Source organism: Sandaracinobacter neustonicus (genome assembly GCF_006385875.1).
In the GTDB taxonomy this organism is placed as follows: Bacteria; Pseudomonadota; Alphaproteobacteria; order Sphingomonadales; family Sphingomonadaceae; genus Sandaracinobacteroides; species Sandaracinobacteroides neustonicus.
On sequence record NZ_VFSU01000024.1, the window covers coordinates 215058 to 233559 of the forward strand.

The 18502-nt window shown below is 65.3% G+C and carries 13 protein-coding genes and 1 pseudogene; 11 read left to right on the forward strand and 3 right to left on the reverse strand.

From position 1 onward, the window contains the following. Window positions 1-8: 8 nt before the first annotated feature. From sucC to FJQ54_RS09795, 6 genes are all read left to right on the forward strand, one after another. Window positions 9-1208: an ADP-forming succinate--CoA ligase subunit beta gene (gene sucC, locus FJQ54_RS09770; RefSeq protein WP_140928228.1), complete on the forward strand. Its 1200-nt coding sequence runs from the start codon at window positions 9-11 to the stop codon at window positions 1206-1208. A gap of 3 nt (window positions 1209-1211) precedes the next feature. Then, the gene (sucD, locus tag FJQ54_RS09775) at window positions 1212-2096 is read left to right on the forward strand and encodes a succinate--CoA ligase subunit alpha (RefSeq protein WP_140928229.1); all 885 of its coding nucleotides are present in this window, start codon (window positions 1212-1214) and stop codon (window positions 2094-2096) included. Between the two features lie 177 nt (window positions 2097-2273). Next, a complete protein-coding gene (locus FJQ54_RS09780; RefSeq protein WP_140928230.1) occupies window positions 2274-5117 on the forward strand; it encodes a 2-oxoglutarate dehydrogenase E1 component in 2844 nt (947 codons plus the stop codon). A gap of 10 nt (window positions 5118-5127) precedes the next feature. Then, complete coding sequence (gene odhB / locus FJQ54_RS09785) at window positions 5128-6372, forward strand: 2-oxoglutarate dehydrogenase complex dihydrolipoyllysine-residue succinyltransferase (protein ID WP_140928231.1); 1245 nt, start codon at window positions 5128-5130, stop codon at window positions 6370-6372. A gap of 26 nt (window positions 6373-6398) precedes the next feature. Continuing rightward, window positions 6399-7790 carry a dihydrolipoyl dehydrogenase gene (gene lpdA / locus FJQ54_RS09790; protein ID WP_140928232.1) on the forward strand — a complete coding sequence of 464 codons (1392 nt, stop codon included), beginning with the start codon at window positions 6399-6401 and terminating at the stop codon, window positions 7788-7790. A gap of 10 nt (window positions 7791-7800) precedes the next feature. Next, window positions 7801-8430 (forward strand): trimeric intracellular cation channel family protein, encoded by a 630-nt coding sequence (locus tag FJQ54_RS09795; protein ID WP_207790399.1) that lies wholly within the window; start codon window positions 7801-7803, stop codon window positions 8428-8430. A 283-nt stretch (window positions 8431-8713) separates the two neighbouring features. Here FJQ54_RS09795 and FJQ54_RS09800 read toward each other — a convergent pair whose 3' ends face one another. Further along, a complete protein-coding gene (locus tag FJQ54_RS09800; RefSeq protein ID WP_140928233.1) occupies window positions 8714-10003 on the reverse strand; it encodes an APC family permease in 1290 nt (429 codons plus the stop codon). Continuing rightward, the gene (gene sppA, locus FJQ54_RS09805; protein WP_140928234.1) at window positions 9993-11882 is read right to left on the reverse strand and encodes a signal peptide peptidase SppA; all 1890 of its coding nucleotides are present in this window, start codon (window positions 11880-11882) and stop codon (window positions 9993-9995) included. The genes FJQ54_RS09800 and sppA overlap by 11 nt, the downstream gene beginning before the upstream one ends. Window positions 11883-11998: 116 nt before the next feature. On the opposite strand from sppA, the gene FJQ54_RS09810 reads away from it, so the two are divergent. The 5 genes from FJQ54_RS09810 (at window position 11999) to FJQ54_RS09830 (ending at window position 17271) form a co-directional block, all read left to right on the forward strand. After that, window positions 11999-13081, forward strand: coding sequence for a hypothetical protein (locus FJQ54_RS09810; RefSeq protein WP_140928235.1), 1083 nt, complete (start codon window positions 11999-12001; stop codon window positions 13079-13081). A 244-nt stretch (window positions 13082-13325) separates the two neighbouring features. Further along, on the forward strand, window positions 13326-14510 hold the full coding sequence (locus FJQ54_RS09815) for a class I SAM-dependent RNA methyltransferase (protein ID WP_235890387.1): 1185 nt from the start codon (window positions 13326-13328) through the stop codon (window positions 14508-14510). A 6-nt stretch (window positions 14511-14516) separates the two neighbouring features. After that, window positions 14517-15419: a DMT family transporter gene (locus FJQ54_RS09820; RefSeq protein WP_140928237.1), complete on the forward strand. Its 903-nt coding sequence runs from the start codon at window positions 14517-14519 to the stop codon at window positions 15417-15419. Between the two features lie 132 nt (window positions 15420-15551). Further along, window positions 15552-16133 (forward strand): PEPxxWA-CTERM sorting domain-containing protein, encoded by a 582-nt coding sequence (locus FJQ54_RS09825; RefSeq protein WP_140928238.1) that lies wholly within the window; start codon window positions 15552-15554, stop codon window positions 16131-16133. A gap of 70 nt (window positions 16134-16203) precedes the next feature. Next, window positions 16204-17271, forward strand: coding sequence for a DUF5694 domain-containing protein (locus FJQ54_RS09830; RefSeq protein WP_140928239.1), 1068 nt, complete (start codon window positions 16204-16206; stop codon window positions 17269-17271). 122 nt (window positions 17272-17393) lie between these two features. Here FJQ54_RS09830 and FJQ54_RS09835 read toward each other — a convergent pair. Next, window positions 17394-18445 (reverse strand): annotated as a pseudogene (locus FJQ54_RS09835) (1,9-bis(guanidino)-5-aza-nonane synthase). Window positions 18446-18502: the final 57 nt, after the last annotated feature.

Below are 18502 nucleotides of genomic sequence, written 5' to 3' on the forward strand. Positions count from 1 at the left end.
GGACAGACATGAACATTCACGAATATCAGGCGAAGGAACTGCTCGCCAAATGGGGCGTGCCGATTCCGAAGGGCGTGGCTGCCTTCTCCGTTGAGGAAGCCGTTGCAGCCACCAAGCAACTGCCCGGGCCGCTCTATGTGGTGAAGGCGCAGATTCACGCCGGTGGGCGCGGCAAGGGCAAGTTCAAGGAACTGCCCGCCACGGCCAAGGGCGGCGTTCGCCTCGCGAAGTCGGCCGAAGAAGTCGGCTTGGCCGCCGCAGACATGCTGGGCAACACGCTGGTGACGATCCAGACGGGCGATGCCGGCAAGCAGGTGAACCGCCTGTATGTGACGGACGGCGTGGATATCGCCAAGGAATTCTACCTCGCGTTCCTCGTGGACCGCGCCACGGGCCGGGTGGCCTGCGTCGCCTCCACCGAAGGCGGGATGGACATCGAAACCGTCGCGCACGACACGCCGGAAAAGATCCAGACCTTCACCATCGATCCGGCCACCGGCTGGCGCGCGCACCATGGCCGCTCCGTCGCTGCCGCGCTCGGCCTGTCGGGCGATCTGGCGAAGCAGGCGGCCGATACCGCTGCCAAGCTCTATGCCGCCTTCATCGGCACGGATGCCTCGCAAATCGAAATCAATCCGCTCGCCGTCACGGATGATGGCAAGCTGATGGTGCTGGACGCCAAGGTGGGCTTCGATCCCAACGCGCTGGGCCGTCACCCCGATCTGGTTGCCCTTCGCGACCTGACCGAGGAAGACCCCGCCGAAGTCGAAGCGTCCAAGTATGACCTCGCCTTCATCAAGCTGGATGGCAACATCGGCTGCCTCGTGAACGGCGCTGGCCTCGCGATGGCGACGATGGACATCATCAAGCTGAACGGCGCGTTCCCGGCCAACTTCCTCGATGTTGGCGGCGGCGCAGACAAGGAGAAGGTGACGAACGCCTTCAAGCTGATCCTCGCCGATCCGGCGGTGGAAGGCATCCTCGTCAACATCTTCGGCGGCATCATGCGCTGCGATATCATCGCGGAAGGCATCATCGCGGCTGCCAAGGAAGTGAACCTCGGCGTTCCGCTGGTGGTGCGGCTTGAAGGCACCAATGTGGAACTCGGCAAGGAAATCCTCGCGAATTCGGGCCTGCCCATCGTGAGCGCAGACGATCTGGGCGACGCAGCCCGCAAGATCGTCGCCGAAGTGAAGAAGGCGGCCTGAACCATGTCCATTCTCGTCAACAGCAACACCAAGGTCATCACCCAGGGCTTCACCGGCAAGCAGGGAACCTTCCACTCCGAAGCGGCCATTGCCTATGGCACGAAGATGGTCGGCGGCGTGGCACCGGGGAAGGGCGGGCAGACCCACATCGGCCTGCCCGTGTTCGACACCGTGCTGGAAGCCAAGGAAGTCACCGGCGCAGACGCATCGGTGGTCTATGTGCCGCCGTTCGGCGCGGCAGACGCCATCCTTGAAGCCATCGCGGCGGAAATCCCGCTGATCATCTGCATCACCGAAGGCATTCCGGTGCTGGACATGGTGCCGGTGAAGCGCGCGCTGCAAGGCTCCAAATCGCGCCTGATCGGCCCGAACTGCCCCGGCGTTCTCACCCCGAACGAGTGCAAGATCGGCATCATGCCCGGCTCCATCTTCTCCAAGGGCTCGGTGGGCGTGGTCTCGCGTTCGGGCACGCTCACCTATGAAGCCGTGTTCCAGACGACGAACGAAGGCCTCGGCCAGACGACGGCGGTGGGCATCGGCGGCGATCCGGTGAACGGCACCAACTTCATCGACATGCTGGAGCTGTTCCTTGCGGATGATGCCACCAAGTCGATCATCATGATCGGTGAAATCGGCGGTTCGGCGGAAGAAGAAGCCGCCCAGTTCCTGCGCGACGAAGCCAAGCGCGGCCGCAAGAAGCCGATGGTGGGCTTCATCGCCGGCACCACGGCTCCTCCGGGCCGCCGCATGGGCCATGCCGGGGCCATCGTTTCGGGCGGTCAGGGCAAGGCGGAAGACAAGATCGCGGCCATGGAAGCGGCCGGGATTCGCGTCAGCCCCAGCCCCTCTGAACTGGGCCGCACACTGAAAGCCGTGCTGAAGGGCTGAGCCTTCAGCCCCCTGTTTTCCGGCCGGTTGTCATGCCGGCCGGAAAAATCAGGGCAACTTTGGTCGCATGGCAGCCATGATGATGGCGTAAGCGGTTGAGGAACCTGTCCTCAGCCGCTATCTGCGGGTTTACAAGGCCCTTGATGGTGATTTGGGCCCCTAAAGGTGATTTGAAAGATGCAAGACGAGCAGGGATTTCCCGACACCCTGCCACGCCCGAGCTGGGCGCGGCCAAGCTGGCCCCTGATCCCGGATGACGAGCTGACGCTGGCGTTGGACGCCGGTCTGCCCGGCAAAGCGGCTGCCGCAATCGCCAAATCCGCAGGCAAGCCCGCCCCGGCCGTGGATTCCGGCGAAGCCCGTCGCGCCGCGGACGATACGGTGAAGGCGACGATGATGATCCGCACCTACCGGGTGCGCGGCCATCTCGCGGCCAATCTCGATCCGCTGGGTCTGGCAGACCGGCCGATGCCCGCCGATCTCACGCCGGACTATCATGGCCTCACCGATCCGAACCGCACCGTCTATATCGGCGGCCTGTTCGGCGGCATCGAAACCGTCACCGTCTCTGAACTGGTCGAAATCCTGCGCCGCAACTACTGCGGCCATGTCGGCCTTGAATATATGCACATCAACGATGTGGAAGAGCGCCGCTTCCTGCAGGAGCGCTTCGAGGGGCGGGACAAGGAAATCCAGTTCACGCCCGAAGGCAAGAAGGCGATCCTGAACAAGCTGATCGAGGCGGAGCAGTTCGAAAAATTCCTCGCCCGCAAATATGTCGGCACCAAGCGCTTCGGCCTTGAAGGCGGCGAAGCGGCGATTCCGGCGCTCGAATCCATCATCAAGGTGGGCGGCGCGAACGGCGTGAACGAAATCGTCATCGGCATGCCGCACCGTGGCCGCCTGAACGTGCTCGCGAACGTGATGCGCAAGCCCTATCGCACCATCTTCTTCGAATTCTCCGGCGGCTCCTCCAACCCGGAGGATATCGGCGGCTCGGGTGACGTGAAATACCACCTCGGCGCGTCGACGGACCGCGAGTTCGACAACAACAAGGTCCACCTGTCGCTCGCCCCCAACCCGTCGCACCTTGAAGCCGTGAACCCGGTCGTGCTGGGCAAGGCCCGCGCCACGCAGCGGCTGAAGGGGCTGAACGTCGCCTCGCCGGCATGGTCCGATCTGCAAAATCAGGTGCTTCCCGTGCTGCTGCACGGCGACGCCGCCTTTGCAGGGCAGGGCATCGTCGCCGAATGCCTCGGTTTCTCGGGCGTGCGCGGCTATTCTTCGGGCGGGACGATCCACTTCATCGTCAACAATCAGGTGGGCTTCACCACCTCGCCTGCGTTCGCGCGGTCCAGCCCCTATCCGTCGGACGTGGCGAAGATGGTGCAGGCACCGATCTTCCACGTCTATGGCGATGATCCCGAAGCCGTGACTTTCGCCACCAAGGTCGCCACCGAATTCCGCCAGAAGTTCCACCGCGACGTGGTGATCGACATGTGGTGCTATCGCCGCTTCGGCCACAACGAAAGCGACGAACCGGCCTTCACCCAGCCGCTGATGTATGCCCGCATCCGCGATCACAAGTCGGTCGCCGCGCTCTATGGCGAACGGCTGGTTGCCGAAGCGCAGGTGACGGCAGACGATATCGCCGCGATGGAAGCCAACTTTATCGCCCGGCTGGAAGCCGATTTCGAAACCGCTTCGTCCTTCCGCGCCGACAAGGCCGACTGGTTCGGCGGCCGCTGGATGGGCCTGCATCAACCGGCAGACCCGGTAACAGCGCGCCGTTCGGCAGACACCGGTGTCGCGGTCGAGCAACTCCGGGCGCTCGCCTACAAGCTGCACACGGTGCCCGAAGGCGTCACCATCCACCGCACGCTGGAACGGGTGGTGAAGGCGCGCGAAGCCACGGTTCTGGCGGGTGAGGGGCTGGACTGGGCGACGGCGGAAAGCCTCGCCTTCGCCACGCTCGTCACTGAAAAGCCGGAAAGCTACGGCGTCCGCCTGTCCGGGCAGGACAGCGGGCGCGGCACCTTCTCGCAACGCCACGCCGTCTGGGTCGATCAGAACAGCGGCCAGAAATATATCCCGCTCAACAATCTGGGCGGCGATTTCGAAGTCTATGACAGCCCGCTGTCCGAATTCGGCGTGCTTGGCTTCGAATATGGCTATGCCATGGCCGATCCGAAGAAGCTGGTGTTGTGGGAAGCGCAGTTCGGCGATTTCGCCAACGGCGCGCAGGTCATCATCGATCAGTTCATCGCCGCGGGCGAAGCCAAGTGGCTGCGCGCCAACGGCCTCGTGATGCTGCTGCCGCACGGTTACGAAGGGCAGGGGCCGGAACATAGTTCGGCGCGTCTGGAACGCTATCTGCAGCTGTGCGCTGAAGACAATATTCAGGTCGCCAACTGCACCACGCCCGCGAACTATTTCCACATCCTCAGGCGGCAGATGCTGCGGCCGTTCCGCAAGCCGCTCATCATCATGACCCCGAAGTCGCTGCTGCGCCACAAACGCGCGGTGTCGTCGCTGGCGGAGATGGGCGAAGGCTCCACCTTCCACCGCTGCCTCGACGATCTGGCCCCGGCCGATCCGGCGAAGATCAAGCGGCTGATCCTCTGCTCGGGCAAGGTCTATTACGATCTGGCGGATGAACGCGATGCCAAGGGCCGCGACGATGTCTATATCCTGCGGGTGGAACAGCTCTATCCGTTCCCGGGCGATGTGCTCGCGGAGTATGTGAAGCGCTTCCCGAAGCTCGAAACCGTGGTCTGGTGCCAGGAAGAGCCGAAGAATGCGGGCAGCTGGAGCTTCGTCGATCCGATGATCGAAGAAGCCATCGGCCAGCGCGCCATCTATGCCGGTCGCGCTGCGGCCGCCGCCACTGCCACGGGTCTTGCCCGCCGCCACGCGGCCGAACAGGCCAAACTCATTCTTGAAGCGCTTGGAGAGGATAAGAAGGCGGTTCGCGCCGCCATCCGCTCCAGCCTGAAATCGTCGGCCACCAAGGCCGCCTGAGGGGACGACAATGGACGTTGTGATTCCGGCGCTCGGCGAAAGCGTCACCGAAGCAACCATCGGCCAGTGGCTGAAGAAGGTGGGCGACGCGGTGAAGGCCGACGAGCCGATCGTCAGCCTTGAAACCGACAAAGTGGCGGTGGAAGTGAATGCGCCCGCTGCGGGCGTGCTGACATCGCTGGCCTTCAAGGAAGGTGACACGGTAACGGTGGGGGCGGTGATCGCCACGCTGGAAGCTGGCGCTGCTGCGGCTGCGGTCCCCGCCGCTTTGGCCCCGGCCCCGGCGGCACCCGCGCCTGCTGCTGCGCCTGCGCCTGCGCCGGCCGCCGCCGCGCCTGCGCCGGTCGCTTCAGCTGCACCGTCGGCCTATGAAGCCATCGCGCCCGCCGTTCGCGTGCTGATCGAAACCTACAACCTCGATCCCGCCAGCATCAGCGGCACCGGCAAGGATTCCCGGCTGACGAAGGGGGACGTGCTCGCCGCCATCGAAGCGGGCACCGCCAAGGTGAAGGGCGCGGCCGCCCCGGCCCCGGCCGCCGCCGCCCCGGCCGCCGCCCGCACGGAAGAGCGCGTGCGCATGACGCGCCTCAGGCAGACCATCGCGCGCCGCCTGAAGGAAGCGCAGAACACCGCCGCCATGCTCACCACGTTCAACGATGTGGACATGACCGCCGTGATGGACGCCCGCAACCGCTACAAGGACGCGTTCGAGAAGAAGCACGGCGTTCGCCTCGGCTTCATGTCCTTCTTCGTGAAGGCCTGCGCGCTCGCCGCGAAGGACGTTCCCAGCGTCAACGCCCGCATCGAGGGCGACGAAATCGTCTTCCACAATTATTTCGACGTCGGCGTGGCGGTCTCCTCGCCCGGCGGCCTCGTGGTGCCGATCCTGAAGGACGCGAACGCCAAGAGCTTCGCCGAGATCGAGCTGGAAATCGCCGACTTCGGCAAGCGCGCCCGCGACGGCAAGCTGAAGATGGAGGAAATGCAGGGCGGCACTTTCACCATCTCCAACGGCGGCGTGTTCGGTTCGCTGATGTCCACGCCGATCATTAACCCGCCGCAATCCGGCGTGCTGGGCATGCACCGCATCGAGGATCGCCCCGTGGTGGTGAAGGGCCAGATCGTGATCCGCCCGATGATGTATCTGGCGCTCAGCTATGATCACCGCCTGATCGATGGCCGCGAGGCCGTCACCTATCTGGTGCGCATCAAGGAAGCGCTGGAAGATCCTACGCGCCTCGTCATCGATCTGTAAGCTCAAGTTTTCGCAGGAATTTCGTCATGGCCGACTACGACGTCATCATCATCGGCTCCGGCCCGGGCGGCTATGTCGCCGCGATCCGCGCCGCGCAGAACGGGCTGAAGACGGCCTGCGTCGAATCTCGCGAGACACTGGGCGGCACCTGCCTGAACATCGGCTGCATCCCGTCGAAGGCGCTGTTGCACGCGTCGGAACTCTATGAGGAAGTGTCGGCCGGGCATCTGAAGAAGTTCGGCATCACCGCCAGCGCCAAGATCGACCATGGCGAGCTGCTCGCCTCCAAAGACAAGGCCGTGAAGGGCCTGACGGACGGCGTCGCCTTCCTGTTCAAGAAGAACAAGGTGGATTGGCTGAAGGGCCATGCCAGCTTCGAATCCAAGAACAGCATCAAGGTGGGTGATACGGTCTACACCGCGAAGAACATCGTCGTCGCCACCGGCTCCTCCGTCACGCCGCTCCCCGGCGCGGATGTGGATAACGACAAGGGCGTCATCGTCGATTCCACCGGCGCGCTCAGCCTGAAGAAGGTGCCCGGCCACCTCGTCGTCATCGGCGGCGGCGTGATCGGGCTGGAACTCGGCTCGGTCTGGCGGCGTCTGGGGGCCAAGGTCACCGTCGTCGAATATCTCGACCAGATCCTGCCCGGCATGGATGGCGAAGTGCGCAAGGAATCCGCCAAGCTGCTGAAAAAGCAGGGCATGGAATTCCTCACCTCCACCAAGGTGACGTCGGTGAAAACCGGCAAGTCCGGCGCGACGCTCACGTTGGAACCCGCCGCTGGCGGAGAAGCGACCACGCTGGAAGCCGATGTGGTGCTGGTTTCCATTGGCCGCCGCCCCAACACCGAAGGCCTCGCCCTCGAAAAATCCGGCCTCGCCCTCAACAAGCGCGGCCAGATCGAAGTCGATCATTATCTCGCAACCGCCGTGCCCGGCATCTGGGCCATCGGCGATGTCACCCCCGGCCCGATGCTCGCCCACAAGGCGGAAGACGAAGGCATTGCGGTGGCAGATAATATCGCGGGCCTCACCGGCTATGTGAACCATGATGTGATCCCGTCCGTCGTCTACACCATGCCCGAAATCGCCGGTGTCGGCCTCACCGAGGAAGCGGCGAAGGAAAAGGGCGAAGTGAAGGTCGGCAAATTCCCCTTCCTCGGCAACAGCCGCGCCAAGGCCAATCAGGATACCGACGGTTTCGTGAAGATCATCGCCGATGCCAAGACGGACCGCGTGCTGGGCGTCTGGATCGTCAACCGCCTCGCGGGCACACTGATCGCCGAAGCCGCGCTGGCCATGGAAATGGGGGCGTCCTCCGAAGACATCGCGCTCACCTGCCACGCCCACCCGACGCATGCCGAGGCGCTGAAGGAAGCGGCCATGGCGGTGACGGGCAAGCCGATCCACATCTAAAGGCCCGGCGTTGGACGCCGAAGCGCTCGACCAGCTCCGGCGCATCTTCCTTGCGCTGGATTTCGTCGGCGTGTTCATCTTCGCCGTCACCGGCGCGCTGGTTGCCGCGCGCGTGCGGCAGGATTTCGTCACCTGCGCCTTCTTCGCGGGGATGACAGGGATGGGCGGCGGCACCATCCGCGACCTGCTGATCGGTGCCCCCGTGTTCTGGATGGGCCATGGCTGGTTCATCGCCGTCTGTCTGCTCGCCACGCTTGCCGTCTGGGTGCTCCGCACGGATCAATGGCCCGGCAAACCCCTGCGCTGGCTCGACGCCATCGGCCTCTCCGCCTATTGCGCCTTCGGCTCGCTGAAAGCGCTCAGCTTCGGTGTCGATCCCATCCCCGCAGTCGTGATGGGCGTGATCACCGCCACCTTCGGCGGTGTCATCCGAGACGTGGTGGCAGGCCAACCCTCCATCCTGATGCAACGCGAAATTTACGTAACCGCAGCCATCGCGGGCGCCACCGTCACCGTGCTGCTCTCGGCAGCCGGAAACCTCAACGGCTGGATCGCAGGCACCGCCGGAGCCGCAATCGCCCTCATCATCCGAGCCGGTGCCATTGCGCGTGGGTGGAAACTGCCGATCCATCCGGGGTGACGGGCGGGGAGGGGGTGTTTTGCGCGCCGCGCGGCAGGGCTTTGCCCTGCACCCAGCAGGGAAATGATTTCCCTGCACCCTCAAAATTCACATCGTGTCCAAACTCCAACGCCGTGGACGTGATCCACTTAGATTGCCTGCGGCGCACCGCATCTCTCTCCCCCTGCAAGGGGGAGAGTTGGAGAGGGGGTGTCCCCGCCGGGCCTGATCCACAACATCCCCACCAACCTCACACATCACCCCGGATCAAGTCCGGGGTGACGGGTGGAGAACATCGGGTAGCCTAAGAATCCGCCCTCTCACCCCCCAAACGTCCCCGCCGCGCCACGAAAAACAACCCCGTCCCCACAGCCACGCTCCCGACCAGCATCGCCCACGCGTCCGCCTCCACCTGCAAAATCGCCCACAGGCACAGCCCTGTCGCGATCAGCAGCACCACAGTCAGCCCCACATCCGGCATCGCCCGCTCGCCCGCATCGCGGCGCAGCTTGGGCAGGCTGGCATAGACCATCAGGAACAGGAACAGTCGGGCGATGGTGCCCAGCACCGCCAGAAACACGAAGCTGCCGGTCAGAGCCAGCAGCAGCGCCATCCCGGCAAAGGCTAGCACGGCGTTGGCGGGCGTGCCGAACCGCGCATGCACCCGCCCGAACCACGCGGGCAGCACGCGCCGTTCGGCCATGGCGAACAGCAGCCGGGGGGATGACAGGATGTTGCCGTGCAGATTGCCCGTCAGAGACGCCAGCACCACCAGCGTCATCACCAGCGCGCCCGCCGCACCCGCCACCTTCGCGCCGAAGGCGATCATTGGCGCATCCTCGCTCGCAGGCGGATCGGCGGCCAGAAAACCGAACTGGATCAGCATGTAGAAGCTGGTCGTCAGCACCAGCGTCAGCACCAGCGCGCGCGGAATGGTGCGGCGCGGGTCGCGCGTTTCCCCGGCCGGCACCAGCACATTCTCAAAGCCCACAAAGGCATAGAGCAGGATCAGCGCGCTCGCCTCCACCTGCGAAAGCGGTGGAAACGGCCCCGGCGCGGGCAGGGCACCACCGAACATCCACAGTGCCGCCAGCACCAGCAGCAACACCGGCAGCACCTTCAGCACCGAAATCGCCGTCAACAGCCGGATAGATTGCTTCACCCCAACCACATTGGCCGCCGTCAGCGCGCCGATCAGCAGCAGCATCGAAAGCGGCCCGATGATCGCCGCGTTCAGCCCCGGAAACAGCCCCGTCAGATAGGATGCGAACACATTCGCATTGGCCGCCAGCGCCGTCAGCTTGGCCAGCGTGAACAGCCAGCCCGCCTGAAACCCCGCGAACGGGCCGAAGGCGCTCGCCACATAGGCGACCGGCCCGCCGTTCACGTCGAAGCGCGCCGCGACTGCCGCCAGCGGCAGCACCATCATCAGCATCACGCAGCCGAACAGCGGGAACAGCCACGGCCCGAACGCGCCGAACCTGTCATGCACCAGCCCGGGCAGCATGAAGATGCCCGCCCCCACGATGCCGTTGAAGGCGATCAGCGCCGCGCCCAGCGGCCCGATCCCGCGCGTGAGGGTTTCAGTCTGCAAGGAGCGCTTTCAGCGTGGGCAGCAGCTCCGCCGGGGCCGCCGCGCGAGACGGGATGGAATAGCCCATGCACGTCAGGCAATGCACCTGCACCGTCGGCCCGCTGGCAACCGAAATGGCGGCCTGCACCTGCGCTGCCGCGCGCAGCCGCGAAATCGCCACCGCCCGCGCCATGGCGTCGCGGTTCATCGCGCTCGCATGCGCGGCCTCGCCACCTTCCAGCTTCGACAGTATCTCCACGAGGAAGGATTTCGGCGGCGTCATCACCTTGATTCGCGGCTCGCCCTTCAGTTCGGCGCGCCGCCCGGCTTCGCGGACGGCATCCTGCAGATCGCCATAACGGTCGATCAGCTTCAGCTCTTTCGCCCGGGTGCCGGACCAGACGCGCCCTTCGGCGATCGGCTCCACCTGCGCCACCGGCAGTTTGCGCGCCGCTGCCACCAGCCCCACAAACTCGCGATAGACATCCTGCACGCCCGCCTGAATCAGCGTGCGCGTCGGGTCGTTCAGCCCGCCCACCACGTCGGGCTGGCCGGAAAAGGGCGTGGTCTTCACGCCGTCCGTCGAAACGCCCAGCTGCTTCAGCGTGCCTTCGAAGGTGGGGATCACCCCGAACACGCCGATGGAGCCGGTGATCGTCGCCGGGCTGGCGAAGATCATGTCCGCGCCGGTGCCCACCCAATAGCCGCCGCTCGCCGCCACCGGGCCGAAACTGGCGATCACCGGCAGCTTCTTCGCCCGTGCTTCCAGCAGCGCCTGCCGGATTTCCTCGGATGCCAGCACGGAACCGCCGCCGGAATCCACCCGCACCACGATGGCCTTCACATCGCCATCGGCCACGGCATCCTCGATCAGTTCGCGAACCGTCGCGCCGCCTGCCGTTCCGGGGGGGGCTTCGCCGTCCACGATGCTGCCCGTCACATGCACCACGGCGACGGCAGGGCCGCTTTCGCCCACAGGCCGTCGTGCCGCCCAATAATCCCGCACGTCGATGCGCTTGAAATCGCCCGGACGATCCGCGTCCTCGCCTTCGCCCAGCCGCTCCCGCAGCTTCGCGCGCCAGGCGTTTTCGCTGATCACCACGTCCACGAACCCGGCGTTTTTCGCCAGTTCGGCCTGCGTCTGGTTCGCGCCCGCCACGCGTTGCGGCCAGCTGGCCAGCGTGGCGGCCACGTCCAGTTCCTGCCGCTCGCGTTGCACGGCGGTGCGCCATGTCGCCCACAGGTCGTTCGCCAGCACCTGATCGGCCTCTTTCGCTTCCGGGGAGGCCTGATTGCGCGTGAACGGCTCCACAAAGCTCTTGTAGGTGCCCACGCGGAACACCTCCACATTCACCTTCAGCTTATCCAGCGCATCCTTGAAATAGAGCCCGCTGCCGCCCGGTCCGCTCAACGCCATCGCCCCCAGCGGCGAGATGCCGATGCTGTCGGCATGGGCGGCCAGATAATAGCCGTCGTCGGTATAGGCGGTGGCCCAGGCCTCCACCTCTTTCTTCTTGGCGCGGAAGCGCTTCAGCGCGGCCCCCACGCTTTCCAGATTGGCCTGGCCGCCGCCCATGAAGCCGTCCAGATTCAGCGTGATCATGCTGATCGCCGGATCGTCTGCGGCCTTGTCGATGGCGCGCACCAGCGCCAGCGTTTCCGTTTCGGGGATCACCTGCTGCCCGCCCAGCAGAGTCAGCGGGTCCACTTCGGTGGCCTGATCCACCAGCAGCCCGTCCATATCGATGTTCAGCGCCGCGCCCTGCGGCACCGTCACCGCCGAACGCCCGCCCATCGAAAGCCCGGCCCACAAAAGGCCGAAAACAAGCAGCATGAAGATCAGCACAAGGGCATCCTTCACACCGACAAGGAACGTCCAGACACCCTTCAGGAACTGCATGCGACCGGCTCCAACCTTCGATATCGGCCAGCCTTAGCGCTTGCCCGGCAAACTGCAATGCACCGGGGGCAGGGTTGGCGTTGACTTGCGCGGCCACCGACGCGATTCTGCTGCACATGGATATCCGCACCGAAGATCTGGATGCCGCCGTAGAGGCCGGCGTTATCGACGCCAACGCGCGGGACAGGCTGATCGCCTTCGCCCGAACCCGCCTTCAAGGTGCCAGCCCGGATAACGAGAGTTTCCGCCTGCTGACAGGCTTTAACGACATCTTCGTGGCGCTGGCCTGCCTGCTGATGCTGGGGGCGCTTCCGGCGATGCTGCCCACGTTGCCCGCCGCCTTGCTGACGGCGGCGCTGAGCTGGGGGCTGGCGGAATATTTCACCCGGAAACGGCGGATGGCGCTGCCGTCGATCATCCTGCTGCTGGCCTTCGTCGGCTCGATTTTCGTCGCCACCTTCACGGCCATCACGATGGGCGGGCACTGGGATCTCGCCATGCAGCAGTTGATGTTGCATCAGCAATTCGCAGCAGTGCTCGCGCCCACCATGGTGGCGGGGCTGGCGGCTGCTGCTGCCGCCGCGCTGCACTGGCGGCGCTTCCGCGTGCCGATCACGCTGGCGGCGGGGGCGGGCGCGCTGGCGATCGGCGCGGTGGCGCTGGCCGGTGCCGTGATCCCCTCCACGCTGGCAATGCGCGGCGCGGCGTTGCTCTCTGGCCTCGCCATCTTCGCGGTGGCGATGCTGTATGACATGCGGGATCGCGAGCGCCTCACGCGCAATACCGATATCGCCTTCTGGCTGCACCTGCTGGCCGCGCCGCTGATCGTGCACAGCGTGTTCAAATTCACCGGCATGCTGGATGCCGGTGCCAGCCCGGCCGGGGCGGCGGTCGTGCTGCTGCTCTATGCGGCGCTCACCCTCGTCGCGCTGGTGATCGACAGGCGGGCACTGCTGGTCTCAGCGATGATCTATGTGCTGTTCGCGCTGCAAAGCCTGTTCGAGGCCGGACGGGTGGCGGCCGGATTCGGCCTCACCGCGCTGATCCTCGGCAGCTTTCTGGTGATGCTGTCGGCGGGCTGGGCTAGTCTTCGCCGTCGCCTTCTTGCACATTTGCCGGCCGGCTGGAGCGCGCGGCTGCCAGTTGCTGGCTTGTCAGCACATTTTGGTTCATCGCCTGCTGAGTCGGCGCAGGCCTGATCGCCGCCCACACCGGCTCGCCACGCGCGTCGCGCGGAATCTCGCCCCAGGTCACCGCGCCGCGTTGCAGCCCGCTTGACGTATAGAGAGGGGCGGGCGCACAGGCTGCCACGCCGATCAACGATGCAAGCACCGCAACCGAACCGCCCAGCTTCGCTCCCCGGATCATGTTCATTCGTTTCTGTCCATTAACACCAACAGGATAAGCTTCCTTTCTCATATGACAGGCGCGTTGCATAGCATCTTGATCGAACGCTTCGCCGCGCGCGGGGATGGTGTCGCCGCAGACGGGCGTTTCGTGCCCGGGGCGGTTCCGGGCGATCTGCTGCTGGCTGATGGCAGCCTGCAACATGGCCCGGATCATGTTGCGCCGCCATGCCCGCACTTTGGCGAATGCGGCGGCTGCCAGCTGCAACATGTGTCGGATCGGCTGATCGCGGAGTTCGCGCGGGATCGCATATTGGCCCCGCTGGCGCGCTCGGGAATCACGCCCGAACAGGTGATGCCGGTGCATGTCTCGCCCGAAGGCAGCCGCCGCCGCGCGGCGCTGCGCGCCACCCGCACGGAAGGGCAAGTGCGGCTGGGCTTCAACGCCGAAGGCGCGCACCGGCTGGTGAATATGGCGCAATGCCCGGTGATGCACCCGGCGCTGTTCGCGCTGATCGGGCCTTTGCGCGATCTGCTCGGCCCGTGGCTGGCAGAACGCTCGGCCATCGGCATCACCATGACGCTGACGGACAATGGCGTCGATCTGCTGCTCGCCAATCTTCAGGCCAACAGCCTGCCCCGGATCGAGGGGCTGACCCGATTCGCAGCGGATCAGCGGCTCGCCCGGCTGTCGGTGGAAGGGCCGATGGGGGTCGAAACCCTCGTCGCCAATGCCGAGCCGGTGCTGACCATGGGCGGCGTGCGCGTCACCCTGCCGCCTGCCGCTTTTTTGCAAGCGACGGCGGACGGCGAAGCGGCGCTGGTTTCCGCCGTCACCGCCATATTGGGCGATGCGCCGAAGGTGGTGGATCTGTTCGCCGGAAGCGGCACCTTCAGCTTCCCGGCCAGCCGCCGGGCGCAACTGCACGCCGTGGACGGCGCAGGCCCGGCCATCCGCGCGCTGGGCGAAGCCGCGCGCAGGGCAGGGCGGCAATTGAGCACCGACCACCGGGACCTGTTCCGCAAGCCCTTGAGCGCAGATGAATTGTCCCGCTTCGATGCCGCCATCATCGACCCCCCGCGCGCCGGAGCCATCGCCCAGACGGAGCAACTCGCCGCCAGCACGCTGCCCGTGGTGGCCGCCGTCAGCTGCAACCCGGCCACCTTCACCCGCGATGCCGAGCGGCTGGTGGCGGCTGGCTTCCGGCTAGGGCGGCTGTGGCCGGTCGCGCAGTTCCGCTGGTCCACCCATGTGGAGCTGGTCGCCGAATTCCGGCGCTGACCCAAGATGTTGAGCGGCCCAAAACTCGGAATCGCGCTGCGCATCCTCTCGGCCGTCAGCTTTTCGGTGATGGGAGCGCTGTTCAAGCTGGCGACCATGCAGGGGGCCAGCGCACCGGAACTGCTGTTCTATCGCGCTCTGGTGGGCATCCCGGTGCTGCTGATCTGGGTGCTGATGGGGCCGGGCCTGTCGCAGCTGGGCACGAAGCGGCCGATGATGCACGCGGGTCGGGCGCTGTTGGGCAATGCCGCGATCCTGTGCACCTTTCAGGCGCTGACGATGCTGCCGCTGGCGGAAATCACCACCATCGGCTTCATGGCCCCGGTGTTCGCCACCATCCTGTCGTTCCTGATCCTGCGCGAACAGGTCGGCCCGCACCGCTGGTTCGCGGTGGCCTGCGGCTTCGCCGGCGTGGCGATCATCCTGCAGCCGGGCCAATCCGGGCAGTCGCTGCCCGCAGTGGGGCTGGCGCTCGCGCTGATCGGCGCGCTGGGCGCAGCGGGCGTCACCATCGCCGTTAGGCAGATGCGCGGCGAGCATGTGGCGGCGATCGTTTTCTGGTTCATGTCCTTGTCGCTCGTCACCAGCGCGCTGATGCTGCCTGTGTTCGGCCATTGGCACAGCTGGCCCACGCTGCTGTTGCTGCTGGGCGGCGGCGCGGCGGGGATCGTCGCGCAGATTTCCATGACCAGTTCGCTGCGGCACGCCGCCGTGTCGGTGCTGATGCCGTTCGATTATATCCAGTTGCTGGGCGCGATCCTGTTCGGCTGGTTCCTGATGTCGGACGTGCCCGGCCTCACCACGCTGGCGGGCGGGGCGCTGATCGCGCTTTCGGGCCTCTACACCGTGTGGCGCGAATATCGGCTGCAACGCGCGCAGGATGTGCGGCCGCCGCAGTCTGTGGGATAAGTCTTTCACGTCACCACATTGCGCAGATGTTACATACACTGGTTGACAGAAATCCTTGTGATTCCCGGATAAAGACGCCTCAGCCCGAAGCTGATCCAGGGTCGGCGGCTTCGGGTGAGAAAGGGTCGAACAATGAAACTGAATATCCTGATCGCGGGCGTCGCCTGCGCCTTGCTGGGAACGGCGGCAAGCGCGGCAACCCTGTTCACGCAAGGCGCGCCCACCGGCGCAATGACGAGCCCCGGCTCCGTCAGCTACCAGTTCGCCGCCAATGCCGGGGCCGGTCTCACCAGCTTCACGCTGAACGGCTTCAACTCGCTGGATGGCGAGGGCAATGGCTATACCGATGTCTTCACGTTGAAGCTGAACGGCACCGACATCCTGTCGGGCAGCTACAATCTGGGCGGTGGCGGCTATGACATCACCTATTTCGCCCCCGTCGGCAGCAGCGTCTCCGTCAGCACGCCGGGCAGCTGGCAGGGCGGCACCGGCCTGTTCAGCATTCCGCTGGGGCTGGCGCAGGGCACCAACACGCTGACGCTCAGCTATTCCGGCAATGCGCAAGGTCTGGGCGACGAAGGCTGGGGGGTCTCCAACCTCTCCGTCACCGGCGGCGTGCCGGAACCGGCGACATGGACGATGCTGATCGCGGGCTTCGGCTTCGTCGGTGCCTCGCTGCGCCGCCGCAAGCCGGCTCTGGCGACGCTCTCCTAAGGGCTGCAAAGGGCTTCTCCTCCCCTCTCGTGGCTGCTACATCGGCCGCGAGAGGGGTTGGAGGACATTCATGCGCCTGACCTTTCTCGCTGCCTTGCTGGGCAGTCTTGCCTTCCTTCCCGCCCATGCCGCCGGATTCGATCCGCGCGAGCACCGCGCACCACTGGCTGGCGAATCCACACAAGTGATGGTGCTGGGCACCCCGCATCTTTCCGGCCTGCCCAAGGATTTTCAGCCGCAGACGCTGTCGCTGTTGCTGGACCGGCTGGCAGGCTGGAAGCCGGACGCCATCGCCATCGAAGGCGTTTCCGGCCTGCAATGCGAACAATATCGGCAGAACCCGGCGATCTGGCCCGGCGTGGCAGACGCTTACTGTGTGGATCTGGCCGCAGCCGCCAAAGCCTCTGGCATGACCGTCCCCGCCGCCACGGCGGAGGCCGCCCGCCTGCTCGCCGCATGGCCCGCCACCCCCACGGCGTCTCAGCGGCGGCATCTGGCGCTTAGCTTCCTTGCCGCCGGGGAACCGGCGTCTGCTGTGGTGCAATGGCTTCGGCTTCCCCCTGCCGAACGCATCGCGCAGGACGGGCTGACGCCGGAACTGGTGGAGTGGCTGGATGCCCGCATCAATCGCCGCAACGAAAATTACCTGATCGCCGCCGCGCTGGCCGCCCGGCTCGGCCATGAACGGGTCTGGTCCACCGACGATCACAGCGCCGACAGCCTGACAGCAGCAGATGACCCGGATTTCGAAAAGGCGATGCAGCGCATCTGGAGCGGCCCGGAAAGCGATGCGCGATCTGCAGCCGCGAAGGCCATCAACGCACAAATGCAGACACAGCAGGCAGTGCTGAAAGCCTATCGCTACTACAATGATCCGGCCGAGGCAGACCGCGCCTTCGCCACCGATTTCGGCAAGGCGATGGCGGATGCCACGCCGCAAAACTATGGCCGCCGCTACCTCGGCTGGTGGGAAACCCGCAATCTGCGCATGGCCGGTAACGTCCGCGAAGTGGCGGCACTGAAGCCCGGCGGCCGTGTGCTGGTCCTCACCGGGGCCAGCCACAAGGGCTATCTGGATGCCTATCTGGGCATGATGCACGACGTGAAGATCGCCGACCCGCTGCCGCTTCTACAATAAGCCGAGCCAAAATCCTCTCCCGCTTGCGGGAGAGGCGACTCGCGCGCCAGCGCGGCGGGTGAGAGTGACCCCAAACCAAGGCCTGGAACACCCGGCCCGCCGCCTGTTGCCGAGTTTGGACTTCAGGCTGCGAACAGCTTCGCCCAGCCGCGCTTGGCGCGGGCCTTCCAGTGGCCGCGATGATAAGCGTCAGAGGCCAGCAGCGGCATCACGCTGCCCGCTTCGGCGAACACCATCTGCTCGATGCCGGTGTTCACCTTGCCCCAGCTGGCTGCCTCTTGCAGCGTGGAGGAGGAGCAGGCACCGTCGCGCACGTCTGCAACCGTGATCTGCACGGCATATTTGTGCACTTCCACATCCTCATGGCCGAGGATTTCCGCGCACACCACGGTGTCCTGAATGAAGTTCTTCGGCACGCCGCCGCCGATCATCAACAGGCCGGTGGTGCCCGCCTTGATCTTGATGTCCGTCAGTTCGCGGAAGTCTGCAATCGCGTCCAGCACCATATAGGGCTGGCCTTCCTTGGCGCGGTCCACCTGATGCTTCACCAGCCCGAATCCGGCCGACGAATCGACGAACGCCGGGCAGAAGATCGGCACGTCATGCTCGTACGCCAGCTTGACGAGGCTGTTGTCCTTCTTGCCATGCTCTTGCAAGTATTTGCCCATCTCGCGGATGAAGGCGCGGCTGGAATAGGCGCGCGGTTCCAGTGAGTTGGCGATCTTGTTGATGGTGAAGTCGCAGTCCTGAAGCTGTTCTTCGTCGATGTAGGTATCATAGATACGATCGATATAGAGCGAGCGCAGGGTATCATCGTCCGGGATTTCCAGCGCCTGATAATGCTTGTGGCCAAGGCCTTCGAAGAAATCCATGTCCACGATGGTGGCACCCGTGGCGATCACCACGTCCACCATATTGTTGCGGATCAGTTCGGCATACAGGTCCATGCAGCCGCCGGCCGAGGTGAACCGGCGATCACCAGGCAGACGGTGCAGTCCTTGTCTTCCAGCATCTGGTTGTAGATGCCGGTGGCGCGCGCGAGGTCGCGGCTGGTGAAGCTCATGTTCGCCATCTGGTCGATGATCGGCCGGGCGTCGAAGCTCTTGATGTCGATATGCTCGACCTTCTTGGACAGAAGTTCAGCCTTCCGCTGTGCGTTCACTTGCTCGCTCATGTTCGTCTCCAACAGAAATAGAACCCCACCGCCGAAGCGGTGGGGGAAAAGAATGAA